Source organism: Leclercia adecarboxylata (genome assembly GCF_006874705.1).
Taxonomy (GTDB): Bacteria; Pseudomonadota; Gammaproteobacteria; order Enterobacterales; family Enterobacteriaceae; genus Enterobacter; species Enterobacter adecarboxylatus_C.
In genome coordinates, this window is the sequence record NZ_CP035382.1 from 852,835 (window position 1) to 877,525 (window position 24,691).

Below are 24,691 nucleotides of genomic sequence, written 5' to 3' on the forward strand. Positions count from 1 at the left end.
TTCCACCCGATAATAACAATCCGCAGTACAATGCTGCGCTAAAGTATTTATTCATAACTTATTCATTTCATTGGCACGGTTCATCATGTTGGTATAAACCGTATTACGAATCCTTACGCATACCAGCGACAGTTTTTTATTAATTTCGGTCAGCATAACTTCTGAAGCGTTATCATCAACCAGAGATTTATTCGATTCGTAAATTTTATAGTTTTTATTAATATTATCAAATTGCTTACGATAGGACTCATATGCCGCCGGATCGAGCTTTTGCAGCGCGGAGAACTCCTGGTAGCACTGCACCTCCTGCTTGCGCTCAGCGGGTGCTTTGGCGATAGGCGTTGTAACGGGTTTAGAGCTGCAGGCAGACAGGAGAAGAGCGGAAAAAAGAATCGCGGTGCCAGTCAAATAAACTTTCATAAATCCCTCTGAATTATTATCTATTCCATGAAATATTAACGCATCTATAATTACAGTGAATGAGCGCCAACATATCATCCATAGATATAATATATATAAATAACTATCATGCGTTGATTGCAATAATAGAGAGAAAGAGAGGGATGCACAACGAGAGATAGGCTTTTAGGAATTTATAAAGAAACTAATATTACCCGACACACTCCTTGCTGAGGGCCGGGTAATTTGCTAGATGTGCAGTTCCTGCAGTTTATCTTTAGGCAGCGCCAGCTCTTCGTTGCTGTTAACGCGAACGTCACGCTCAAGAATATGACGAGCAATCTCCTGGGCTTCTTCCAGAGAGTGCATCTGGTACGTACCGCACTGGTAAACGTTCAGCTCAGGGATCTGGTTCTGCTCTTTTACCTTGAGCACGTCTTCCATCGCAGCTTTCCACGCATCTGCGACGCGTTTCTCTTCAGGCACGCCAATCAGGCTCATGTAGAAACCAGTACGGCAACCCATTGGGGAGATATCGATGATCTCAACGCCGTTGCCGTTCAGGTGATCGCGCATGAAACCGGCAAACAGGTGCTCCAGAGTGTGAATACCTTTTTCCGGCATCACTTCTTTGTTAGGTACGCAGAAACGCAGGTCGAAAACGGTGATCGTGTCGCCGTGCGGGGTATGCATGGTCTTCGCAACGCGTACAGCTGGTGCTTCCATACGGGTATGGTCGACAGTAAAGCTATCTAATAACGGCATACGTCACCTCCGATAGTGATTTTTTTTTAAAAAAAATGAACTCTTCTTTTCAACGCGAGTCTGAGTATATGAAAGACGCGCATTTGTTATCATCATCCCTGTTCTTCAGAGATGTTATTTTGGCCACAGAGATGTGGCCTTTTTCTTTTCTGTCAGGCCTGTTTCGCCAGGAAATCGGCAAACGACTCGGTATCCGCCGCTTCAATCTCTCTCTGACGCACCACTGACGCGTCGCGCTCCGCCGCAAAATCGGCTTCGCTTAACACCTCCAGCGGCTCCTGCTGCAGCATATCGCGATACTCTGCCGCCAGCGCACGACCTGTACCGCCAATCCCCTGATCAATCATAGAACGCAGAATGCGCGCCGAGAATGTCAGCTCAGGATTATCAAAGCTTTCGACCAGCCGATCGCAAACCTGCTGATACTCTTCCCCACCGTAAACGCTGTCCAGCGTGTGGGCGACGCGCTTCAGATCGCGGAACAGATCTTTACCCACCTGCTGTAACGGGAACTGCGCCGTCTGGCAACCGATGCCCAGCGTCAGGCCAGGTTTGCGCCCTTCGAGGATCACCCGGTTCCAGTTGGTGCGGGTGCAGAGCAGTTCGTCAGCGCTCATTTCTGGCGCATCCGCCAGTACGCACCAGACCATAAACAGATCAAGGAAGCGTACCTGCTGCTCATCCACACCAATCGGTGAGAACGGGTTGATATCCAGGGAGCGCACTTCGATATACTCAATACCGCCGCGTTGCAGAGCATCTGACGGCGTCTCGCCGCTGCGGGTGACACGTTTTGGACGGATCGGCGCGTAAAGTTCGTTCTCAATCTGCAAAACGTTAGTGTTGATTTGCAGGCGCTTACCGTCTTTCTCGAGCCCGATTTCGTCGTACGCTTCCGACGGCGTTTTGATCGCCCGCTTCAATCCTGCCACATACTCGTGCAATTCGTTAAAGGTAATTCCGAGATTGCTTTGCGATTTATTGGTATAACCCAGATCGCTGAGGCGCAGAGAGGTCGCGTACGGCAGGTAATACATGCCGCAATCGGTCTTCTCGAACGGCAACGTGGTCGGTTTGCCCTGCAGGAACGAGGAGCAAATCGCCGGCGATGCGCCGAACAGATACGGAATGACCCAGCCAAAGCGATAGTAGTTACGGATCAGGCGGAAGTAGCCCGCAGAGATCGCCTCTTTGTCCGTCTCGCCGCACTTCGCCTGCCAGAATGCCATCGGCAGTGAGAAGTTATAATGCACGCCAGAAATCGTCTGCATCAGCGCGCCGTAGCGGTTTTTCAGCCCTTCTCGATAGAGCGTTTTCAGACGACCAATATTTGACGTGCCGTACTGCGCAAGTTCAATGTCCTGGCCCTGCTCGATATAGCAAGGCATGCTGAGTGGCCACATACGCTCATCACCCAGATTGCGGGCACTGTAGCGGTGAATATCACGCATAATCTTCAGCATGTGGTCAATATCGCCATCGACCGGGGTGATGAACTCAAGCAGCGCTTCAGCGAAATCAGTCGTGATCCACTTATGGGTCAGCGCTGAACCCAACGCCTGTGGATGGCCCGTCGTTGCAAGACTGCCATCCGCGTTAACGCGCAGCGTTTCGCGCTCAAGACCACGCTGAATACCCTTCAGAGCCTGAGGGTGGTTTTCCAGCCAGGCCAGTGCCTGTGATACGTCCGGGATCAATTCGACCTCCCGCCTGTCAAAATCATTTTATTTAGCATAATTGTAATGGTTCATGGTCACAAACAGTCCAATTAGTGCCACCACGTCATGCCCTGTAAAGTCACAACCGCCACGAGAACGTAGCGCAGCGCCTTGCCGAGGCATAAAAAAAAGAGCACGGGCCCCCAGGAGATGCGCATCCATCCCGCCAGCAGGCACAGTAAATCACCGATTACCGGCATCCAGCTTAGTAAAAGCGTGGCAGCCCCATAGCGTTTTAGCCAGCCGACTGCCTTTTCCTGCCAGCGCGATGTTTTGCGTAGCGGAAAGAATCGCCCAAGAATAACGTTAGTCAGCCCTCCAAAGCTATTACCCATTGTTGCTATTAACACGAGCAACCAGGGCTGACTTACGTCGGACAACAGCATCGCCACCAGTACCACTTCCGAATTTCCCGGCAGGAGAGTGGCGCTTAAAAAACTGCTGGCGAAGAGTGAGGTCAGTGACAGCAGGTCACTCACAGTAAGCGAACGTCCACCGCATCCATGCCGGCAGCGTGTGCTGCCTGAATGCCGAAGTCGGCATCTTCAAATACGACGCACCTGGCAGCGGGCACACCCATAAGCTCTGCGCACAGCAGAAAGGTGTCCGGGGCGGGCTTGTGGTTTTTAACATGATCGGCGGCGACAACGGCAGAAAAATAGTGGCGCAGGCCAAGATGGTTGAGCAGTGCCTCTGCGATCGCGCTCTCACTGCCCGTCCCGACCGACATCGGACGACGTCCGTGCCACTCTTTTACCACTTCAATTAATGGCAAAGGGCGCACGGTGTCTAACAGCATCGCTTTTACCGCATCGGTTTTTTCACGCGCGAGCTGATGGGGGTCGAGATCGGCCTGATTCAGTTCAATCACGGCCTGCGCAATACGCCAGGTGGGGGATCCGTTGAGGGCAATCATCGCCTGTAAGTCGAAACGCATTCCGTAACGGCCGAGGACATCAGTCCAGGCTTTACGATGCGTTGGCTCGGTGTCCAGGATGGTGCCATCCATATCGAAGATCAAACCGTCATACTGTGCGTACATCGTGCTCTCGCAGAAGGATTACAAAACGTTACTTTAACGTAAACAAGGAGTTTTGTCGCTGACTGTGAAGATGATTGCTGACGGAAAGTCGAAGGAATAAACAATGAGGGAGAAGATGGTGCATCCGGGAGGATTCGAACCTCCGACCGCTCGGTTCGTAGCCGAGTACTCTATCCAGCTGAGCTACGGATGCATCAGGGCACTTCTGTAGAAAATAGTAAATGGTGCATCCGGGAGGATTCGAACCTCCGACCGCTCGGTTCGTAGCCGAGTACTCTATCCAGCTGAGCTACGGATGCATCGGGATTTACTACTGTTACTGCTGATACTCAGTATTGCTTCATAAGCAACACAAAGTAAAAGATGGTGCATCCGGGAGGATTCGAACCTCCGACCGCTCGGTTCGTAGCCGAGTACTCTATCCAGCTGAGCTACGGATGCATCAGGATTTACTACTGTACTACTCGATACTCATATCACTTCGAAAGCAATATGAAGTAATAGATGGTGCATCCGGGAGTATTACTCGGCTGCGCCTCGCCCTACGGGTCGTTGCTAAAGCAACGCTATCCTCCCTGGTGCTCGCGATTATCTCGCAGAACATGAAATAACAGTTTAACTGCTATCTCGGAGAATATGGTGCATCCGGGAGGATTCGAACCTCCGACCGCTCGGTTCGTAGCCGAGTACTCTATCCAGCTGAGCTACGGATGCAAAATGGCGGTGAGGCGGGGATTCGAACCCCGGATGCAGCTTTTGACCGCATACTCCCTTAGCAGGGGAGCGCCTTCAGCCTCTCGGCCACCTCACCACACAACGCCTCTTTCGAGTGCTTCGAGCAACTCGTTAAGAGCTTCTCGTCGCTGCGTGGCGCATATATTACTTTCTGGGACTTATAAGTCAAACAATTTTCCACAAGCTTTTATCGTTTGCACAAATCACAGGCAATTCGCATGTAAAACCCGCAAAGAGGGTGTTTTATAAACGGATTTTGCAGGCCTGCTGGCAGTTATGTAGGGGTATAAAAGGGATGTCGGACAGAGAAAGGGTGTGACAGAAGGTTAAAAAGAGAGCAATTGAAATCGAACGGTAACTTTTGACAAGGAATATATCAGGAGGGTTGCGTCTCGCCAGACAGCGAGACGCGATAATATCAGTAACTGGACTGCTGGGATTTTTCAGCCTGGATACGCTGGTAGATCTCTTCACGATGAACAGAGACTTCTTTAGGGGCGTTCACACCAATACGTACCTGGTTGCCCTTTACCCCTAAAACTGTCACGGTGACCTCATCCCCAATCATGAGGGTCTCACCAACTCGACGAGTCAGAATCAGCATTCTTTGCTCCTTGAAAGATTAAAAGAGTCGGGTCTCTTGTATCCCGGCATTATCCATCATATAACGCCAAAAAGTAAGCGATGACAAACACGTAATGTGTAGGTAGTCACGGCATCACAATCTGTTAAACGTAAGTTTAGCCGATATACACAAACTCAACCTGACTTTATCATTATCGATAGCGTAGAGCGCAGTACGCCATAACGTTGTCGTTATGGCGTCTGTGTACGCTTTGTAATTATTACAGTTTAGAACTTACCCAGCTTTCAACACTGGCCAGCGCCGCTGGAAGGGCTGCTGCGTCTGTACCACCGGCTTGCGCCATGTCCGGACGACCACCGCCTTTACCGCCCACTTGCTGAGCGACCATACCAATCAGTTCCCCTGCTTTCACACGATCGATCACGTCCTTAGATACGCCCGCAATCAGAGAAACCTTACCTTCCGCTACCGTTGCCAGAACGATGATGGTTGAACCGAGCTGGTTCTTCAGATCGTCGACCATGGTACGAAGCATTTTCGGCTCAACGCCAGCCAGTTCGCTGACCAGCAGTTTGACGCCGTTAATCTCAACCGCTTTGCTGGAGAGGTTTGCGCTCTCGGCAACGGCGGCCTGTTCTTTCAGCTGCTGCAGCTCTTTTTCCAGCTGACGGGTACGTTCCATCACGCTGCGCACTTTCTCGCCCAGGTTCTGGCTGTCGCCCTTCAGCAGCTGCGCGATGTCGTGCAGCTGATCGCTCTCTGCATGCAGGAGCGCAATCGCACCTTCGCCGGTGACCGCTTCGATACGACGCACGCCTGCCGCCGTACCGGATTCGGACACAATGCGGAACAGACCGATGTCACCCGTACGGCTGGCGTGCGTACCGCCACACAGTTCGGTGGAGAAATCGCCCATGCTCAGTACGCGTACGCGTTCATCATACTTCTCACCGAACAGGGCCATTGCGCCTTTGTTCTTCGCCGCGTCGAGATCCATGATGTTGGTTTCGATCGGCAGGTTACGACGGATCTGGGCATTCACCAGATCTTCCACCGCACGGATTTCCGCCGGTTTCATCGCTTCGAAATGGGAGAAGTCAAAGCGCAGCACTTTGTCGTTTACCAGCGAGCCTTTCTGCGCAACGTGCGTGCCCAGAACCTGGCGCAGCGCGGCGTGCATCAGGTGCGTCGCGGAGTGGTTCAGACGGATACGTGCGCGGCGTGCTTCGTCAACGATAGCTTGAACGCCCTCGCCCACTTTCAGCATGCCGGATGCCAGCGTACCTTGGTGGCCGATCGCCTGACCGTATTTCTGCGTGTCGTTCACGGTAAAGCTGAAATCACTGCCCTTCAGTTCGCCTTTATCGCCAACCTGGCCGCCTGATTCTGCGTAGAACGGGGTTTTGTCCAGAACCACAACCGCAGCCTGGCCCGCGCTGATGCTGTCCACGGCTTTGCCGTCAACAAACAGGGCAGTCACTTTGCCGTTGGTTTCGAGATGCTCGTAACCTTCGAATTCGCTGCTGCCATCAACGCGGATCATCGCGTTGTAGTCGGCACCAAAACCGCTGGACTCACGCGCGCGGCGGCGCTGCTCTTCCATGGCGGCTTCGAAGCCCGCTTCGTCAACTTTAATGTTGCGCTCGCGGCAGACGTCAGCCGTCAGGTCAACCGGGAAGCCATAGGTGTCGTACAGACGGAAGGCGGTTTCGCCATCCAGGGTATCGCCTTTCAGCTTCGACAGTTCGTCGTCCAGCAGGGCAAGACCACGTTCCAGAGTACGAGCAAACTGCTCTTCTTCGGTTTTCAGAACCTGTTCAACCTGCGCCTGCTGACGTTTCAGTTCGTCGCCAGCTGCGCCCATCACGCCAACCAGTGGCCCAACGAGTTTGTAGAAGAAGGTGTCCTTCGCGCCCAGCATGTTGCCGTGACGGATAGCACGACGAATGATACGGCGCAGCACGTAGCCACGGTTTTCATTCGACGGGATCACGCCGTCAGCAATCAGGAAGGCACAGGAACGGATGTGGTCGGCAATAACTCGCAGGGATTTGTTGCTCAGGTCGGTTGCGCCGGTCACTTCGGCAACAGACTTAATCAGGGTGCTGAACAGATCGATATCGTAGTTGGAGTTGACGTGTTGCAGTACTGCGGCAATACGCTCCAGACCCATACCGGTATCCACGGATGGCTTAGGCAGCGGCTCCATGGTGCCGTCGATCTGACGGTTGAACTGCATGAAGACGATGTTCCAGATCTCAATGTAACGGTCGCCGTCTTCTTCTGCGCTGCCCGGAGGGCCGCCCCAGATGTGATCGCCATGATCGTAGAAGATTTCGGTACACGGACCGCATGGGCCAGTGTCACCCATCTGCCAGAAGTTGTCAGACGCGTACGGAGCGCCTTTGTTATCGCCGATGCGAATAATGCGTTCGCGCGGGATACCCACTTCTTTTTCCCAGATCTCGTAGGCTTCGTCATCGGTTTCGTAGACGGTAACCCACAGACGCTCTTTCGGCAGGTTGAACCAGTTTTCACCGGTCAGCAGTTCCCATGCGTACTGGATAGCGTCATGTTTGAAATAGTCGCCGAAGCTGAAGTTACCCAGCATTTCGAAGAAGGTGTGGTGACGTGCGGTGTAACCGACGTTTTCCAGATCGTTATGTTTACCGCCCGCACGCACGCAGCGCTGCGAGGTGGTTGCGCGAGAATAATTACGCTTGTCGAGACCCAGGAAGACATCCTTGAACTGGTTCATCCCGGCGTTGGTAAACAGTAAAGTTGGATCGTTGTTCGGTACCAGGGAGCTGCTGGCAACAACCTGGTGTCCCTTACTATGGAAAAAATCGAGAAACGCCTGTCGGATCTCAGCGGTGCTCTTGCTCATAATTATCCTGAAATCAAGCTAACGAAATGTCACAGCCGGTCACTACACAACCTTTGTTGGACGGACCAGCTACTGAAAAAAGTGGGAATAAGATAAGTTTTCTTTAAAGGGAAGTAAAATCCCGCATGCGTTCAATCGGTAAAATTACGCCAGATATCCTGAATATCCTCCATCAGGAAGCCGCGATAAAGCAAAAAGCGCTGGATTTTGACTTTTTCTGAAAACTCACGCGGCAAAGGTTCCCCATACTTCCGGACAGCCTGTTCCCGCGCCAGCTCGCACCAGTCAATCTCGCATTCACGCATCGCCTTTTCGCTGGTTTCACGCGGGATACCTTTTTGATTAAGCTCCTGGCGGATGCGCGCCGGACCGTAGCCTTTCCGGCTGCGGCTGGCGATGAAGCGTGAGACAAAACGGGTATCGTCCAGATAGCTGTGCTCATAGCACCAGGCAACGACCCGATCGTAATCTTCTGCCGTGGCATCGATAGCCTCTGGCCCGTTTTTGCTCATTACCGGCGCGGCGAGTTTGCGGCGCAGTTCCTGCTCGCTGTGGTCACGAACAGCAAGAATGCGTACCGCCCGATCCAGCAGACGGTTATAAGCCGGACGACGTGCTGTGGATTCATTCATAGATAAACCTGCTGCAATAAAAGCAAAAATTAAAAAGCAAAAAGGGCCGCACTAAGCGACCCTTGTTTATTACATCTGTTTATCAGAAATCTTCGTTGGTTTCTTCAACGCCTTCGCCATCAACAGCGAACTGCGGTTTAGAATCCTGGTTGCTGAGCAGAAGCTCACGCACCTTCTTCTCGATCTCTTTAGCTGCCGCCGGGTTCTCTTTCAGCCAGGAGATAGCATTCGCTTTACCCTGACCAATCTTGTCGCCGTTGTAGCTGTACCAGGCACCCGCTTTTTCAATCAGCTTCTCTTTCACGCCCAGGTCAACCAGTTCGCCGTAGAAGTTGATACCTTCGCCGTAGAGGATCTGGAATTCAGCCTGTTTAAACGGTGCAGCAATCTTGTTCTTCACAACCTTCACGCGGGTTTCGCTACCCACTACGTTCTCACCGTCTTTCACGGCACCGATACGGCGGATATCCAGACGCACGGAGGCGTAGAACTTCAGCGCGTTACCACCGGTGGTGGTTTCCGGGTTACCGAACATCACACCAATCTTCATACGGATCTGGTTGATGAAGATCAGCAGCGTGTTGGACTGCTTCAGGTTACCGGCCAGCTTACGCATCGCCTGGCTCATCATACGTGCCGCGAGGCCCATGTGAGAGTCACCGATTTCACCTTCGATTTCTGCTTTTGGCGTCAGTGCTGCAACGGAGTCGACGATGATTACGTCTACTGCGCCAGAGCGCGCCAGCGCGTCACAGATTTCCAGTGCCTGCTCACCGGTATCCGGCTGGGAGCAGAGCAGGTTGTCGATATCAACACCCAGTTTACGTGCGTAGACCGGATCCAGCGCGTGCTCAGCATCGATAAAGGCACAGGTTTTGCCTTCGCGCTGTGCAGCCGCCACAACCTGTAAGGTCAGGGTGGTTTTACCGGAGGATTCTGGCCCGTAGATCTCTACGATACGACCCATAGGCAGGCCGCCAGCACCCAGTGCAATATCCAGAGAAAGCGAACCGGTGGAGATAGTTTCTACATCCATGGAACGATCTTCACCCAGGCGCATGATGGAACCTTTACCGAATTGCTTTTCGATCTGGCCCAGTGCTGCCGCCAACGCTTTCTGTTTGTTTTCGTCGATAGCCATTTTTTCCTCTCATGCCGGGTGAAACAACTGCGCTTCACCTTGGATTTCTGTTCTGTTGCAGCAATTATACTGTATGCTCATACAGTATCAAGTGTTTTGTAGAAATTGTTGCCAGAGCGTTTTTAACGCATAAACGGTGGCCTGACGACGCACGCTTTCGCGGTCGCCGCTGAAGCATTCCCGACGGGTAACGCCCTCGCCCTGCGCCGTCGCAAAGCCAAACCAGACCGTCCCGACAGGCTTTTCCGCGCTGCCGCCGTCCGGCCCGGCGATGCCACTAATAGAGATAGCATAGTCCGCCCGGGCGGCACGCAGGGCGCCAATCGCCATCTCAATAACGACCGGTTCGCTGACCGCGCCATGTTCGATGAGGGTGGGTTCACGGACGCCAATCATCTGCGCTTTTGCTTCATTACTGTAGGTGACAAACCCGCGTTCAAACCAGGCGGAACTGCCGGCAATATCGGTGATGGCTTTTGCCACCCAGCCGCCGGTACAGGACTCCGCCGTAGTGACCGTCGCACCGCGCTGTTTCAGCGCCTGCCCTACCCTCTCACTGAGCTGCATCAATTCATGGTCAGTCATAGCGTTTTGACTCCTTAAAAACGTGCAGCACAAGATAGCACTTTAGTCGGTAGATATGAGGGTGAGGTGAAGGTTTTACGAGGGCGCTTCAGAAAAAAATTAAGCAGGCCGAGCGGTTAAGAATAAAAAGTGAGTGGAACAACGCCACTCACTTTTTCGACAGGAAGAGACAGTATTAACTGAACGGCGATGCCGCCCGCGCCTGCGCCACGGCCAGCCCCAGCTGCCAGACCGCCATCGCGTAGTGCGTGCTGTGGTTGTAGCGGGTGATGGTGTAGAAGTTCGGCAGACCGTACCAGTACTGATAGCCAGTGCCGATATCCAGACGCAGCAGGCTGACCTTTTGGTTACCGCTCAGCGGCTGCTGCGGCGTTAACCCTACGGCCGTCAGCTGTGCCGGGGTATAGCTGGTTTTAAAGCCGTTCTCCAGCCCTGGCGCCTGGCCGTTAGCCATAACAGCCACCGGCTGACCTGGCGTCCAGCCATGCTCTTTGAAGTAGTTGGCGACGCTGCCAATCGCATCTTCCGGATCCCACAGGTTGATGTGCCCGTCCCCGTTGAAATCAACCGCATACTGCTTATAGGAAGACGGCATAAACTGGCCGTAGCCCATGGCACCGGCAAAGGAGCCCTTCAGATCCAGCGGGTCGTCCTGCTCGTCGCGCGCCATCAGCAGGAACGTTTCCAGCTCGGAGGAGAAGTACTCCGCCCGGCGCGGGTAGTTAAAGGAGAGGGTCGCCAGCGCATCCAGAATGCGGGTTTTACCCATCACGCGGCCCCAGCGTGTTTCTACCCCGATAATCCCGATGATAATCTCCGGCGGAACGCCGTAAACCTGCTGGGCGCGGGTCAGCGCGTCCTGATACTGGTTCCAGAACGCCACGCCATTCTGCACGTTGTCCGGGGTAATAAACTGGTTGCGATAGCGTAACCATGCCCCGTTCGGCCCGGCCGGTGGCTGGGTGGTCGGGGCCTGACGATCCATCAGTCGCAGCACGTAATCCAGACGTTTCGCCTGGGAGAGGATCTCCTGCAGCTGGGCTTTATTAAAGCCGTGCTTGCTCACCATTTTGTCGATGAACTGTTCCGCCGCGGGATTGTTGGCAAAGTCGCCCCCCATCTGCATCACATTATGCTGGGGTTCCAGCAGGAAGCCGCCGGACGGTACGCCCGCCGTTTGTTGCTGGACCTCTTCGGTCTTAGGTTTGCTGCTGCAGGCAGAGAGCAGGATAAGCGCAGGCAGTATGGCTGCGTAACGACGCTTGAGCATGAGACATCCATTCAACGAATTCGATAAGTGGCAAGTATGGTAAAGCATCCGGGACACCTCAAGGAAGAGATGCGAACCCGCAGGGCAAAATCTTTACGCTGCCTAAAGACAAATTCGTCCTCTTCTCAACCGCGCTGTCCTCGCCTTGCCCATTATCTTTCAAAATAATCCATTTTTCTTTCATTGTGAGATCTGTTTAACACTTTAATACCTTTCAAAGTGATTATTATTGGCCCGTCAGAGATGAACTCACCCTACAGGAGAAAACAATGATAGAAACCATCACCCACGGCGCCGAGTGGTTTATCGGGCTGTTTCAGAAAGGTGGCGAGGTCTTTACCAGCATGGTCACCGGGATCCTGCCGCTGCTGATCAGCCTGCTGGTGATCATGAATGCATTGATCAACTTTATTGGTCAGCATCGGATCGAAAAACTGGCCCAGCGCTGCGCCGGTAATCCGGTCTCCCGCTATTTGCTGCTGCCCTGCATCGGCACCTTCGTGTTTTGTAACCCGATGACCCTGAGCCTCGGGCGCTTTATGCCCGAGCGCTACAAGCCGAGCTACTACGCCGCCGCGTCCTACAGCTGCCACTCGATGAACGGTCTGTTTCCGCACATCAACCCCGGCGAGCTGTTCGTCTATCTGGGGATCGCCAGCGGCCTGACCACTCTCGGCCTGCCGCTCGGCCCGCTGGCGGTGAGTTACCTGCTGGTCGGCCTGGTGACCAACTTTTTCCGCGGCTGGGTGACCGATCTCACCACCGCCATTTTCGAAAAGAAAATGGGCATCCACCTTGAACAGAAAGTTCAGCTTGCAGGAGCCACAGCATGACCCGTATCCGGATTGAAAAAGGCGTGGGCGGCTGGGGCGGCCCGCTGGAGCTTGACGCGACCACTGAGAAGAAGATCGTCTATATCACCGCAGGCACCCGTCCGGCGATTGTCGACAAGCTGCGCGAACTCACCGGCTGGGACGCGGTGGATGGCTTTAAGGAGGGCGAGCCGCCGGAAGCGGAGATCGGCGTGGCGGTGATCGACTGCGGCGGCACCCTGCGCTGCGGCATTTACCCGAAACGGCGCATTCCCACCGTCAATATCCATTCAACGGGCAAATCCGGCCCGCTGGCGCAGCACATCGTGGAGGACATTTACGTCTCCGGGGTGAAAGAGGAGAACATCACCCTGGCAGAGGGTGCCGCCCCGGCGAAGAAGAGCGCGCCGCGCGAGTATGACACCAGCAAAAAGATCACCGAGCAGAGCGACGGCCTGCTGGCGAAAGTCGGGATGGGGATGGGCTCTGCGGTGGCGGTACTGTTCCAGTCCGGGCGCGATACCATCGACACGGTGCTGAAAACCATCCTGCCGTTTATGGCCTTCGTCTCGGCGCTGATCGGCATCATCATGGCCTCCGGCCTGGGAGACTGGATCGCCCACGGCCTCGCCCCGCTGGCCAGCCATCCGCTCGGGCTGGTGACCCTGGCGCTGATTTGCTCCTTCCCGCTGCTGTCGCCGTTCCTCGGCCCAGGGGCGGTGATCGCCCAGGTGATCGGCGTGCTGATTGGCGTGCAGATTGGGCTCGGCAATATTCCCCCGCACCTCGCCCTGCCCGCGCTGTTTGCCATTAATGCCCAGGCCGCCTGCGACTTTATCCCGGTGGGGCTGTCGCTGGCCGAAGCGCGCCAGGACACCGTGCGCGTCGGCGTTCCTTCCGTGCTGGTGAGCCGCTTCCTGACCGGCGCGCCAACCGTACTGATTGCCTGGTTCGTCTCTGGCTTTATTTATCAATAAGAGGACTTCGTGATGACCGTGATTTACCAGACCACCATTACCCGCATTGGCCAGAGCGCCGCGGATGCCCTGAGCGACCAGATGCTGATCACCTTCCGTGAAGGGGCTCCGGCGGATATCGAGGAGTTCTGTTTTATCCACTGCCACGGCGTGCTGAGCGGCGAGCTCCGGCCGGGCAGCCAGCTCACGCTGGGCGACGCGCGCTATCCGGTGACGGCGGTGGGTGATGTCGCAGAGCAAAACCTGCGCGAGCTGGGGCATATCACCCTGCGTTTTGATGGCCAGACCGCAGCGGAATACCCGGGCGCCGTGCACGTTGCCGGGCCGGTTCCGCAGACGGTGGCAGCCGGTTGTGTACTGAAATTTGTGGCGTAATTAAAGGAGAGAAACATGGAACAGGTTGCAGTTGTCATTGGCGGGGGACAAACCTTAGGGGAATATCTCTGCCGCGGGCTGGCCGCAGAAGGGTATCGCGTGGCGGTGGTGGACATTCAGAGCGAAAAAGCCGCCCGGGTCGCCAGCGAGATCAACCAGGAATTTGGTGAAGGCAAGGCGTACGGCTTTGGCGCCGACGCCACCAGCGAGCAGAGCGTAATGGCGCTGTCGCACGGGGTGAATGAGATCTTTGGCCGCGTCGATCTGCTGGTGTACAGCGCCGGGATCGCCAAAGCGGCGTTTATCAGCGACGTGGAGCTGGGGGATTTCGATCGCTCATTGCAGGTGAACCTGGTGGGCTACTTCCTCTGCGCCCGGGAGTTCTCGCGTCTGATGATCCGCGACGGTATCGCCGGGCGCATCATTCAGATCAACTCTAAATCCGGCAAGGTGGGCAGCAAGCACAACTCCGGCTACAGCGCGGCCAAGTTCGGCGGCGTGGGGCTGACCCAGTCTCTGGCGCTGGATCTGGCGGAGTACGGCATTACCGTGCACTCGCTGATGCTGGGCAACCTGCTGAAGTCGCCGATGTTCCAGTCCCTGCTGCCACAATATGCCACCAAGCTGGGCATCGAGGCGGATCAAGTGGAGCAGTATTACATTGACAAAGTGCCCCTGAAGCGCGGGTGTGACTATCAGGACGTGCTGAATATGCTGCTGTTTTATGCCAGCCCGAAAGCCTCCTACTGCACCGGACAGTCGATTAACATCACCGGCGGGCAGGTGATGTTCTGAGTTTATTCCCCTCTCCCACAGGGAGAGGAAGATTAATCGTAGGCCGGGCAAGCGAAGCGCCGCCCGGCAATTAAGGAGCTGATATGGTCACCACTCTCATCACCGTCGCCGTTATCGCCTGGCTGTGCCAGCTGGCGCTCGGCGGCTGGCAAATCCACCGCTTTAACCGCGCCTTCGACGCCCTCTGCCAGAAAGGCCGCGTGGGCGTGGGCCGCTCCGGCGGGCGCTTTAAACCGCGGGTGATTGTCGCCATTGCGCTGGACGATAATCACCGGGTCTGTGATTCATTGATGATGCGTGGGCTGACGGTCTTTGCCCGACCGGTGAAAATTGCAGCGATTAACGGCACGCTGCTGCAGGAATTAGAGCCTGATGTGATCTTTCCCAATGATTCACTCTGTCAGGATGCACTATCATTAGCGCTTAAATTGAAACATGGATAATTTCGTTCTGAACGCTATAAGCTTGCGAAATTATCATTTCGCAACCTGAGGAACTCAACGCCTATGAAACCCCGTCAGCGGCAGGCGGCCATTCTTGACCATCTGCAAAAGCAGGGAAAGTGTTCGGTTGAGGATCTGGCCCACTACTTTGACACCACCGGCACCACGATCCGCAAAGATCTGGTGATCCTGGAGAATTCCGGGGCGGTGATCCGCACCTATGGCGGCGTGGTGCTGAATAAGGACGAGGCCGATCCGCCTATCGATCATAAAACCCTGATCAACACCCACCAGAAGGCGTTAATCGCTGACGCGGCGGTAAAGTATATCCATGACGGTGACTCCATTATCCTCGATGCGGGCAGTACGGTGCTGCAGATGGTGCCGATGCTGAACCGCTTTAATAACATCACGGTAATGACCAACAGCCTGCATATCGTCAACGCCCTGTCCGAATTCGACAACGAACAAACCATCCTGATGCCCGGCGGGACCTTCCGTAAAAAATCCGCCTCCTTTCACGGCCAGCTGGCGGAAAACGCCTTCGACCATTTCAGCTTTGACAGGCTGTTTATGGGCACCGACGGTATCGACCTCAACGCGGGTGTCACCACCTTCAACGAGGTGTTCAGCGTCAGCAAAGCGATGTGCAACGCCGCCCGGGAAGTGATCCTGATGGCCGACTCGTCGAAGTTTGGCCGTAAAAGCCCGAATATTGTCTGTAGCCTTGAGAGCGTCGATAAGCTGATCACCGACGCGGGTATCGATCCGGCGTTCAAAAAAGCGCTGGAAGAGAAAGGAATCGAAGTGATTGTAACCGGAGAGAGAGATGAGTGATTTTCTGTTAAACGCGGGTCGTCAAACCCTGATGCTGGAACTGCAGGAGGCCAGCCGCCTGCCGGAACGTCTGGGTGAGGATTTCGTTCGTGCGGCAAACACCATTATTCAGTGCGAAGGTAAAGTGATCGTCGCGGGCATCGGCAAGTCCGGGCATATCGGCAAGAAGATTGCCGCGACCCTGGCCAGCACCGGCACCCCGGCCTTTTTCGTCCATCCAGCCGAGGCCCTGCACGGCGACCTGGGGATGATAGAAAGCCGCGACGTGCTGCTGTTTATCTCCTACTCCGGCTCGGCGAAAGAGCTGGATCTGATCCTGCCCCGCCTGCAGGAAAAATCGGTAGCACTGCTGGCGATGACCGGAAAATCCCGCTCGCCGCTGGCGCTGGCCGCCACAGCCACGCTGGATATTTCGGTGGAGCGCGAAGCCTGCCCGATGCATCTGGCCCCGACCTCCAGCACCGTCAACACCCTGATGATGGGCGATGCGCTGGCGATGGCGGTAATGCAGGCCCGCGGCTTTAACGAAGAAGATTTTGCCCGCTCCCATCCGGCAGGTGCGTTGGGCGCGCGTCTGCTGAATAAAGTGCATCACCTGATGCGCACTAATGAGGCGATCCCGCAGGTGAAGCTGAATACCAGCGTGATGGATGCGATGCTGGAGCTGAGCCGTACCGGGCTCGGCCTGGTGGCGGTTTGCGATGACGACAACCAGGTGAAAGGCGTCTTCACCGACGGCGACCTGCGTCGCTGGCTGGTGGGCGGCGGCAAACTGGACGTTAACGTCAGCAGCGCCATGACCACTGGCGGCCTGACGCTGAATGCTGAAAGCCGCGCCATAGAAGCCAAAGAGCTGCTGATGAAGCGCAAAATCACCGCCGCCCCGGTGGTGGATGAAGCGGGCCGCCTGTGCGGCGCCATCAACCTGCAGGATTTCTACCAGGCAGGCATCCTCTAACCCTTCAGACCCAGACGTTTCGCCAGCCGGTGCAGGTTGGCGACGTCGGTCTCCAGCGCCCTCGCGCTCGCCGCCCAGCTGCGGCTGTTCTGCTCCAGTGCCCGGCTAATCATCTGGCGCTGGAACGCTTCCGTCGCCTCACGCAGATTCTGATTCACCACCAACGGGGTTTCCGGCGTCACCGCAGGGGCGCTTTCATCATGCAGGGCAAAATGCTGCGCGTGGATCACCACGTCATCCCCGAGCCGCGCGGCCCGGGCCAGCACTACCGCCCGGTGAATGGCATGTTCCAGCTCGCGCACGTTGCCCGGCCAGCCGTAGCTCAGCAGGTGTGCCCGGGCGCCGGGGCTGAGCACCACCCGGGATAACCCCATCCGCAGCCGACACTGTTCGCAGAAATAGCCCGCCAGCAGCACCACGTCCTCGCCCCGCTCGCGCAGCGGCGGCACCGAAAGCGGGAAAACGCTCAGACGATGGAACAGGTCAGCACGAAAGTTCCCGGCCAGCACCTCTTCGCGCAGGTCGCGGTTGGTGGCCGCCAGCACCCGCACGTCGACCCGCAGGCTACGGTCGTCGCCCACCCGCTGGATATCCCCGTACTGCAATACACGCAGGAGCTTGGCCTGCAATGCCAGCGACAGCTCGCCAATCTCATCGAGGAACAGGGTGCCGTTATCGGCCATTTCAAACTTGCCGCTGCGGTTGCTGATGGCTCCGGTAAAGGCCCCTTTGACGTGGCCGAACAGCTCGCTCTCCGCCACGCTCTCCGGCAGGGCGGCGCAGTTGAGGTAGACCAGCGGATTGACCGCCCGCGGTGAGGCCTCATGGATGGCTTTCGCCACCAGCTCTTTCCCGGTCCCGGTTTCGCCCTCGATCAGCACGTTCAGGTCGGAGGCGGCGACAATCTCAATCTCTTTTTTCAGACTCATCATGCCCGGCGACAGGCCGATCATCTCGGTGTTTTTCACCTGCTCAAATACCGCCGGGCCCGCGGGCAGGCTGTTCTGGCTCTCCAGCTGCTCAATGAGCAGGGCATTGTTCAATGCCCCGGCGGCGAGGGCGGCGATCAGCCTCAGCTCTTCGTCGCTGAAGGTATCAAACTGATCCGGCGACATGCCGTCAAGGGTCAGAGCGCCAATCAGGTTCTGCCCGGCAAACAGCGGCAGGCCGATACAGGCATGCACCTTCAGGCTCTCCTGGCCGGGGATCAGCCCGTCGTAGGGATCGGGCAGGTCGCTATCGGCCGGGAAGCGCACCACATCCCCGGCGCGGGCAATGGTCTCCAGCCGCGGGTGGCCCTCCAGGGTAAAGCGCCTTCCCAGCACGTCCTGCGCCAGGCCGTCGATCGCCAGCGGGATAAACTGCCGCCCTTCGTAGCGCAGCAGCGCCGAGGCATCGCAATCCAGGACGTGACGCAGGGTGGAGATCAGCCGCTGAAAACGATCCTGATGCCCGATGCCGCTCTGCAATTCAATGGCGATTTTCGCCAGCACCTCTACAGAAAAACTCATTTTCGCCTCGCTGTCATTTTGACAATACATCTTGTCATATTGACTATATCAATGACAGTCAAATTGACTACCCATCAGGAGTTATTATTTTATAAACCATTAAAAATAAATAAGTTATAAAGTTGGCACGCAACCTGCAATTACCACTACATCTTTCGTTTAATTTCGCTGTATTAAGTTGAGGTTGCTATGTCTATTCTGGTTAAAAACAATATTCATTGGGTTGGTCAACGTGACTGGGAAGTACGTGATTTTCACGGAACGGAATACAAAACGCTGCGCGGCAGCAGCTATAACAGCTATCTCATCCGGGAAGAAAAAAACGTGCTGATCGACACCGTCGATCATAAATTCAGCCGTGAGTTCGTGCAAAACCTGCGCAGTGAAATTGACCTGGCCGATATCGACTACATCATCATTAACCATGCTGAAGAAGATCACGCCGGTGCCCTGACCGAGCTGATGTCCTGCATCCCGGACACCCCGATCTACTGCACCAATAACGCCATCGACTCCATCAATGGTCATCACCACCATCCGGAGTGGAATTTCAACGTGGTGAAAACCGGTGATTCACTGGATATCGGCAACGGCAAACAGCTTATCTTCGTTGAAACCCCGATGCTGCACTGGCCGGACAGCATGATGACCTACATGACCGGCGACGCCGTGCTGTTCAGTAATGACGCCTTCGGCCAGCACTACTGCGACGAACGACTGTTCAACGACGAAGTGGATCAGGCCGAGCTGTACGAGCAGTGTCAGCGCTACTACGCCAACATCCTGACCCCGTTCAGCCGTCTGGTTACGCCAAAAATTACCGAAATCCTCGGCTTCAACCTGCCGATGGATATGATTGCGACCTCCCACGGTGTGGTATGGCGTGAGAACCCAACCCAGATCGTCGAGCAGTACCTGAAGTGGGCGGCGGACTATCAGGAAGATCGCATCACCATTTTCTACGACACCATGTCCAACAACACCCGCATGATGGCCGACGCGATTGCTCAGGGCATCAATGAAGTAGATCCAAATGTGGCGGTGAAAATCTTTAACGTGGCACGCAGCGACAAGAACGACATTCTGACCAACGTCTTCCGCTCCAAAGGCGTGCTGGTGGGCACCTCCACCATGAACAACGTGATGATGCCGAAAATTGCCGGCCTGGTGGAAGAGATGACCGGCCTGCGCTTCCGCAACAAACGCGCCAGCGCCTTCGGCTCCCACGGCTGGAGCGGCGGTGCGGTTGACCGTCTCTCTACCCGTCTGCAGGACGCGGGCTTTGAAATGTCGATGAGCCTGAAGGCGAAATGGCGTCCGGATCTGGACGCGCTGGAAATCTGCCGCCAGCACGGCCGCGACATTGCACGTCAGTGGGCGCTCGCTCCTCTGCCAGAAGCGACCGCTAAAGCCACCCCAGAGCAGGAAGCCTGCGCCTGTGCGGCCGCAGCAGCCGCCGACCTCGGCCCTTGCATGCAGTGCAGCGTCTGCCAGTGGATCTACGATCCGGCCCTCGGCGAACCGCTGCAGGATGTCCAGCCGGGCACACCGTGGAGCGACGTCCCAGATAACTTCCTGTGCCCGGAATGTTCCCTCGGTAAAGACGTCTTTGACGAACTGGCATCGGAGGCAAAATGAGCCACGGCATTGTGATTATCGGCTCGGGCTTCGCCGCCCGCCAGCTGGTAAAAAATATCCGTAAACAGGATGCGAACGTCCCGCTGACGCTGATTGCCGCGGACAGCATGGATGAGTACAACAAGCCTGACTTAAGCCACGTGATCAGCCAGAGTCAGCATGCCGACGACCTCACCCGCCAGACGGCGGGGGAGTTTGCCGAACAGTTTAACCTGCGCCTGTTCCCTTACACCTGGGTCACCGACATTGATGCCGCAGCGCACGTGGTTAAAGGGAAAGACCAGCAGTGGTCGTATGACAAACTGGTTCTGGCCACCGGGGCCGCGGCCTTTGTGCCGCCGGTTCCGGGCCGCGAGCTGATGCTGACCCTCAACAGCCAGATGGAGTACCGGGCCTGCGAAACCACGCTGCGTGACGCCCAGCGGGTGATGATTGTCGGCGCGGGGCTTATCGGCAGCGAACTGGCGATGGATTTTTGCCGCGCCGGGAAAGCGGTCACCCTGGTTGACCATTCCGCCAGTATTCTGTCGGCGCTGATGCCAGCCGAAGTAAGCAGTCGCTTACAACACCGGCTGACCGATATGGGCGTGCATTTGCAACTGAAATCCCAGCTGCAAAGCCTGACCAAAACCGATACCGGCATCTGCGCCCTGCTGGATCGTGACCGCTGTATCGAAGTGGATGTGGTGATTGCCGCCACCGGCCTGCGTCCCGAGATCGGACTGGCTCAGCGTGCGGGGGCAGAAACCCACCGCGGCGTGAAGGTCGACAGCTATCTGCAAACCACCCAGCCGGATATCTATGCCCTGGGTGACTGCGCCGAAATCAACGGTCAGGTGCTGCCCTTCCTGCAGCCGATCCAGTTAAGCGCCATGTATCTGGCGAAGAACCTGCTCGGAGCCAACACGCCATTAAAACTGCCTGCGATGCTGGTGAAGGTGAAAACGCCGGAACTGCCGCTGCATCTGGCAGGCGAAACCCAGCGCCAGGACCTGAACTGGCAGATCGCCATCGAACCCCAGGGGATGGTGGCGAAAGGGGCGGACAGCGAAGGCAATTTGCGCGCCTTCGTGGTCAGTGAAGATCGCATGAAGGAGGCCTTTGCCCTGCTGAAATCATTATCTGTTTAACCCTCAAACTCTTGCTCTACTCGTTGTATGCTTGTCCGATTTTGCCTTTCGCAGCCCCGGTGCCCCGGGGCTTTTTTAATGCGGAACAGCTGTCAAACCCTGTCCTGTTTTAATCTCTGTTTACGGCCTACTCTGTTGCGGTACTCGTCAGCCGGAGACCGCCAATGAAAAACTTCACCCAGGAACTTAACTATCTTGCTGCCTGGTTCAGACAGGCAAAAAAACATGAACGTATTCTCTTTCGCTGGCTCTATCTCAGCCCGGAAGCGCGCATCGAGCGGTTGCGCGAATTGATGCTGCCGGTCAGTCAGATCAAGCACTGATTGCCCGGCGGCGCTACGCTTGCACGGGCCTACAGCGTCCCGTAGGCCGGGTAAGTGAAGCGCCACCCGGCAAAGCAGCCAGCACCCGTCCCGTAGGCCGGGTAAGCGAAGCGCCACCCGGCAAAGCAGCCAGCACCCGTCCCGTAGGCCGGGTAAGCGAAGCGCCACCCGGCAAAACGTTTATTATCGCGCAAAAAGCCCTACACTCTTCGCAACGCCTTTGTCAGGGATGCCGCCATGCGCCAGATCCAGAAAATCCGCCAGTACCAGCGGCTCGCCGTGCATTACGGTTTAAGCGCCAGACTCACCACCATCGCCGAGGTGGCGGAAGTCGCCCTGTGCAGCGAACGCCACGCCCGCACGCTGCTACGCCAACTGGCGGAAAGCGGCTGGTTAAGCTGGAAGGCGCAGCCGGGGCGCGGGCATCGCGCCACCCTGCACTGCCTGGTGACCACCAGCGAACTCAGCGCCCCGCTGATGCACGCCTGCCTGGAGAAAGGTGATTATCAGAGCGCCCTCCAGCTGGCGGACGGCGATCCGGCCAGCCTGCATCACATCATCACTCCGTTTCTCGGCGGCAAATGGCTCAAGCATCAGCCAACGCTGCGCATTCCCTGGTATCGCCCGCTCACCTCCCTGCATCCGGCGCTGCATCGTCGGCGCGCCGAGCAGCATATTATCTGCGCGGTCCACGCCGGGTTAACCCGTTATGAACCGGGTCAGGCGCAGCCGGTGGCCGATCTGGCGCACCACTGGGCCTGCTCTGAGGACGGACTGCGTTGGCATTTTTACCTGCGCAGCGGCGCTCACTGGCACAACGGTCAGCCGCTGAGCGACGACGATATTCTGAGTGCGATGCAGCTGCTGCTGGCCGATCCGGCGCGCAATAGCGGGCTGATGCATATCGACACGGTCACCCTCGTCGCCCCCTGGTGCCTGGCGGTGTATCTGCATGCCCCGGATGCGCTGCTGGCCCATCGCCTCGCCCATCCGATCTGCCGTCTGCCGTACCCCCGGCAACCGGAGGTCGGCGCCGGGCCGTTCGCCATTGCCCGTCATCACTCGCATTTTCTGCGCCTCGAGCGCCAGCCCTGGTACTTTGCCGCCCATCCGCTGCTGCACGCCATTGAGTTCTGGCGCACCGGCACGGTAACCGATAAACCGGCATGGATCACGGTAGGGAAAGGCAGCGCCCCGCAGGAAGCGGTGACCTCAACCAGCGGCGGTTTTGCATGGCTGATGGTGAATGCAACATTGCCCAAAGCGCTGGCCGCGTATCTGCGCCAGACCGCCCTGACGCTCAACCAGCAGCGCTTTGGCCAGCGTGAAGATCTGCAGATCCACACTGAAATCCTCCCCGGGCTACAGGTGCCCAGCCTGCCCGCGCCCGCTGATATCAACCTGCCGCCCCGGCTGAAACTGGTGTGCTACAACACGCCTGAACTGCGCGAGCTGGCTGAAAGCTGGCGGCACCAGCTACAGCCGCACGGCTGTGAGCTGCACACCGAGTGGAAAGATCGTGATGGCTGGTATGCCCCCGATACGCTGGCGGACGCCGATCTGCTGCTGGGGGATCATCTGGCAACCGGAATGGCAGCCTTTGCGCTGGCAGAATGGTTTATCTATGAACCCGCCTGGGCCACGGCGCTGGGCGAGGCGGGCTGGGAGACCGCGAAACAGCAGCTGATGCAAAACAGCGACAGCGAAGCGCATTTTCACGCCCATCTGACGCCCTTTTTCCAGCGCCTGCTGGCGGAGGGCCGATGCACGCCATTGTTCCATTATCGCTACCGGATCAACGCCCTGGAAAACGTGCAGGATATGGTGCTGACCGCAGGCGGCTGGCTCGATTTTACCCGCGCCTGGCTGCCTCCGGCGGCGGCATTATGATCGGCGGTGCGGGCCGGGGATCACCGAATCACGCAGGATCAGCTCCCCGGCAAAGGTCTGCTGGAAGGTGAACTCCCCGCCGTCGAGCATAAAGATCAGGCGGCTGATGGTCTCTTTCACCATCTCCGTCACCGGCACGCGCACGCTGGAAAGCGCGGGCACCACGTAGGGTGCCATGGCAATATCATCGAAACCCACCACCGAAACCACCCCTGGCGCGGCGATCCCGCGGTCGTGGAGCTGCTTAATGGCGCCGATCGCCATGTCGTCGTTGCTCGCTACCAGCGCGGTAAAACTCTCCCCGCGCGCCAGCAGCGTCGCCACCCCTGCCGCCCCGCTGGCCGGGGTCCATTTGCCCTCGACAATCAGCGATTCGCGCAGCGGAATGCGGTGTGCAGCAAGCGCGTCCTTGTAGCCGGAAAGACGTTCAATCCCGGTGGGAGAATCCAGCGATCCGGTGATAAACGCGATATCGCGGTGGCCCTGTTCGATGAGGGTCGATACCGCCGCCTGGCTGGAGGCTTTATGATCCGACCAGACGCAGTGGCTGCTGTTTTTGCGCAGGCGACGGTTGAGCACCATCACCGGCTGCTCGTGCTTCTGGATGATCTCATCCATCTCATCGACGCTGAGAAAACGCGGGTAGATAATGATCGCATCACAGCGCATATCGAGCAGATACTGAATCGCCTCCCGCTCTTCATCGGCGCTGTGCTTGCCATCAGCAAGGATCAGCTGACGCCCTCTCTCCTCGGTCATTCTGGCGGCGTGGAACAGCAGCTCGCTGAAATAGACCCCGTGATAAAGGGTGTTAGTCACTACCAGCCCGAGGGTTTGCGTGCGTTTGGTGGCCAGGTTGCGCGCCAGTAAATTGGGGCGGTAGCCGCTCTCTTCAATCGCCTGAAAAACCCGGTCTTTTGTCTCCTGGCTCACGTAGCCATTGCCTGAAAGCACCCGGGAAACCGTCGCCTTCGAGACCCCTGCCCGCTTCGCCACTTCCAGCATCGTGGTCATCAATCTGTTCCGTCTTAATCCAGTGAGCGGCAGTGTACTGCACCGCGTAAAAATTGTCGCAGCGTGGATCGCACGCTTTTTATGGCGTTAGGTGATCGTCATCACGAATATAAAAAATGGTCAAAACGTGATCTTGTTTGATCTCAGGAAACTCTTCATGATTTTGTGGAACCGGTTTCCTATATAAGTTTCATCGTTGCACACGATGAAGACGTACCTTACTGATAA

Annotated in this window: 25 protein-coding genes and 5 tRNA genes; 11 read left to right on the forward strand and 19 right to left on the reverse strand. The window is 56.5% G+C overall.

Features of this window, described 5'->3' with window-relative positions:
* Positions 1-51: 51 nt before the first annotated feature.
* The 16 genes from ES815_RS04960 to mltB form a co-directional block, all read right to left on the reverse strand.
* A complete protein-coding gene (locus tag ES815_RS04960) occupies positions 52-420 on the reverse strand; it encodes a hypothetical protein (protein ID WP_142486881.1) in 369 nt (122 codons plus the stop codon).
* A 228-nt stretch (positions 421-648) separates the two neighbouring features.
* On the reverse strand, positions 649-1,164 hold the full coding sequence (luxS, locus tag ES815_RS04965) for an S-ribosylhomocysteine lyase (RefSeq protein ID WP_142486882.1): 516 nt from the start codon (positions 1,162-1,164) through the stop codon (positions 649-651).
* Positions 1,165-1,316: 152 nt separating this feature from the next.
* Positions 1,317-2,861 carry a glutamate--cysteine ligase gene (gshA, locus tag ES815_RS04970; RefSeq protein WP_142486883.1) on the reverse strand — a complete coding sequence of 515 codons (1,545 nt, stop codon included), beginning with the start codon at positions 2,859-2,861 and terminating at the stop codon, positions 1,317-1,319.
* 71 nt (positions 2,862-2,932) lie between these two features.
* Positions 2,933-3,361, reverse strand: coding sequence for a YqaA family protein (locus ES815_RS04975; protein ID WP_142486884.1), 429 nt, complete (start codon positions 3,359-3,361; stop codon positions 2,933-2,935).
* A complete protein-coding gene (gene yqaB / locus ES815_RS04980; RefSeq protein ID WP_142486885.1) occupies positions 3,358-3,924 on the reverse strand; it encodes a fructose-1-phosphate/6-phosphogluconate phosphatase in 567 nt (188 codons plus the stop codon). Before yqaB ends, ES815_RS04975 begins: the two co-directional genes overlap by 4 nt.
* Positions 3,925-4,040: 116 nt before the next feature.
* Positions 4,041-4,117 (reverse strand) — tRNA-Arg (locus ES815_RS04985).
* A gap of 29 nt (positions 4,118-4,146) precedes the next feature.
* Positions 4,147-4,223, reverse strand: a tRNA-Arg gene (locus tag ES815_RS04990).
* 65 nt (positions 4,224-4,288) lie between these two features.
* A tRNA-Arg gene (locus ES815_RS04995) sits at positions 4,289-4,365 on the reverse strand.
* A 196-nt stretch (positions 4,366-4,561) separates the two neighbouring features.
* Positions 4,562-4,638, reverse strand: a tRNA-Arg gene (locus ES815_RS05000).
* A 4-nt stretch (positions 4,639-4,642) separates the two neighbouring features.
* Positions 4,643-4,735: transfer RNA gene (locus ES815_RS05005), tRNA-Ser, on the reverse strand.
* A 342-nt stretch (positions 4,736-5,077) separates the two neighbouring features.
* Positions 5,078-5,263 carry a carbon storage regulator CsrA gene (csrA, locus tag ES815_RS05010; RefSeq protein WP_000906486.1) on the reverse strand — a complete coding sequence of 62 codons (186 nt, stop codon included), beginning with the start codon at positions 5,261-5,263 and terminating at the stop codon, positions 5,078-5,080.
* 241 nt (positions 5,264-5,504) lie between these two features.
* Entirely contained in the window at positions 5,505-8,132 is a 2,628-nt protein-coding gene (alaS, locus tag ES815_RS05015) for an alanine--tRNA ligase (protein WP_142486886.1), read from the reverse strand.
* 131 nt (positions 8,133-8,263) lie between these two features.
* Positions 8,264-8,764, reverse strand: a complete 501-nt coding sequence (gene recX, locus ES815_RS05020; RefSeq protein ID WP_142486887.1) for a recombination regulator RecX — start codon at positions 8,762-8,764, stop codon at positions 8,264-8,266.
* A gap of 82 nt (positions 8,765-8,846) precedes the next feature.
* Complete coding sequence (gene recA, locus ES815_RS05025; RefSeq protein ID WP_142486888.1) at positions 8,847-9,905, reverse strand: recombinase RecA; 1,059 nt, start codon at positions 9,903-9,905, stop codon at positions 8,847-8,849.
* Positions 9,906-9,992: 87 nt separating this feature from the next.
* Complete coding sequence (gene pncC / locus ES815_RS05030) at positions 9,993-10,490, reverse strand: nicotinamide-nucleotide amidase (protein WP_142486889.1); 498 nt, start codon at positions 10,488-10,490, stop codon at positions 9,993-9,995.
* A 175-nt stretch (positions 10,491-10,665) separates the two neighbouring features.
* On the reverse strand, positions 10,666-11,760 hold the full coding sequence (gene mltB / locus ES815_RS05035) for a lytic murein transglycosylase B (protein ID WP_185902385.1): 1,095 nt from the start codon (positions 11,758-11,760) through the stop codon (positions 10,666-10,668).
* Between the two features lie 269 nt (positions 11,761-12,029).
* Here mltB and srlA point away from each other — a divergent pair, with 269 nt between their 5' ends.
* From srlA to gutQ, 7 genes are all read left to right on the forward strand, one after another.
* Positions 12,030-12,593 (forward strand): PTS glucitol/sorbitol transporter subunit IIC, encoded by a 564-nt coding sequence (gene srlA, locus ES815_RS05040; protein WP_142486891.1) that lies wholly within the window; start codon positions 12,030-12,032, stop codon positions 12,591-12,593.
* Complete coding sequence (locus ES815_RS05045) at positions 12,590-13,549, forward strand: PTS glucitol/sorbitol transporter subunit IIB (RefSeq protein WP_142486892.1); 960 nt, start codon at positions 12,590-12,592, stop codon at positions 13,547-13,549. The genes srlA and ES815_RS05045 overlap by 4 nt, the downstream gene beginning before the upstream one ends.
* A 12-nt stretch (positions 13,550-13,561) precedes the next feature.
* Positions 13,562-13,924, forward strand: a complete 363-nt coding sequence (gene srlB, locus ES815_RS05050; RefSeq protein WP_142486893.1) for a PTS glucitol/sorbitol transporter subunit IIA — start codon at positions 13,562-13,564, stop codon at positions 13,922-13,924.
* Positions 13,925-13,939: 15 nt separating this feature from the next.
* Complete coding sequence (gene srlD, locus ES815_RS05055; protein ID WP_142486894.1) at positions 13,940-14,719, forward strand: sorbitol-6-phosphate dehydrogenase; 780 nt, start codon at positions 13,940-13,942, stop codon at positions 14,717-14,719.
* Positions 14,720-14,802: 83 nt separating this feature from the next.
* Positions 14,803-15,162 (forward strand): transcriptional regulator GutM, encoded by a 360-nt coding sequence (gutM, locus tag ES815_RS05060; protein WP_142486895.1) that lies wholly within the window; start codon positions 14,803-14,805, stop codon positions 15,160-15,162.
* A 63-nt stretch (positions 15,163-15,225) separates the two neighbouring features.
* Positions 15,226-15,999, forward strand: a complete 774-nt coding sequence (locus ES815_RS05065) for a DNA-binding transcriptional repressor (protein WP_142486896.1) — start codon at positions 15,226-15,228, stop codon at positions 15,997-15,999.
* Entirely contained in the window at positions 15,992-16,957 is a 966-nt protein-coding gene (gene gutQ, locus ES815_RS05070) for an arabinose-5-phosphate isomerase GutQ (RefSeq protein ID WP_142486897.1), read from the forward strand. The genes ES815_RS05065 and gutQ overlap by 8 nt, the downstream gene beginning before the upstream one ends.
* Here the strand turns inward: gutQ and norR are convergent.
* On the reverse strand, positions 16,954-18,468 hold the full coding sequence (gene norR, locus ES815_RS05075) for a nitric oxide reductase transcriptional regulator NorR (RefSeq protein WP_142486898.1): 1,515 nt from the start codon (positions 18,466-18,468) through the stop codon (positions 16,954-16,956). The two genes, gutQ and norR, sit on opposite strands and share 4 nt — an antisense overlap.
* 189 nt (positions 18,469-18,657) lie before the next feature.
* On the opposite strand from norR, the gene norV reads away from it, so the two are divergent.
* The 3 genes from norV (at position 18,658) to ES815_RS23740 (ending at position 21,559) form a co-directional block, all read left to right on the forward strand.
* Positions 18,658-20,106, forward strand: coding sequence for an anaerobic nitric oxide reductase flavorubredoxin (norV, locus tag ES815_RS05080; protein WP_142486899.1), 1,449 nt, complete (start codon positions 18,658-18,660; stop codon positions 20,104-20,106).
* Positions 20,103-21,236, forward strand: a complete 1,134-nt coding sequence (norW, locus tag ES815_RS05085; RefSeq protein ID WP_142486900.1) for an NADH:flavorubredoxin reductase NorW — start codon at positions 20,103-20,105, stop codon at positions 21,234-21,236. The genes norV and norW overlap by 4 nt, the downstream gene beginning before the upstream one ends.
* A gap of 164 nt (positions 21,237-21,400) precedes the next feature.
* Positions 21,401-21,559: a hypothetical protein gene (locus ES815_RS23740; RefSeq protein WP_185902386.1), complete on the forward strand. Its 159-nt coding sequence runs from the start codon at positions 21,401-21,403 to the stop codon at positions 21,557-21,559.
* A 29-nt stretch (positions 21,560-21,588) separates the two neighbouring features.
* Here ES815_RS23740 and ES815_RS23745 read toward each other — a convergent pair whose 3' ends face one another.
* Positions 21,589-21,753, reverse strand: a complete 165-nt coding sequence (locus tag ES815_RS23745; protein WP_185902387.1) for a hypothetical protein — start codon at positions 21,751-21,753, stop codon at positions 21,589-21,591.
* Between the two features lie 43 nt (positions 21,754-21,796).
* On the opposite strand from ES815_RS23745, the gene ES815_RS05090 reads away from it, so the two are divergent.
* Positions 21,797-23,449, forward strand: coding sequence for an SgrR family transcriptional regulator (locus ES815_RS05090; protein WP_142486901.1), 1,653 nt, complete (start codon positions 21,797-21,799; stop codon positions 23,447-23,449).
* Here the strand turns inward: ES815_RS05090 and ES815_RS05095 are convergent.
* Entirely contained in the window at positions 23,444-24,463 is a 1,020-nt protein-coding gene (locus ES815_RS05095) for a LacI family DNA-binding transcriptional regulator (protein ID WP_142486902.1), read from the reverse strand. The genes ES815_RS05090 and ES815_RS05095 overlap by 6 nt on opposite strands.
* Positions 24,464-24,691: the final 228 nt, after the last annotated feature.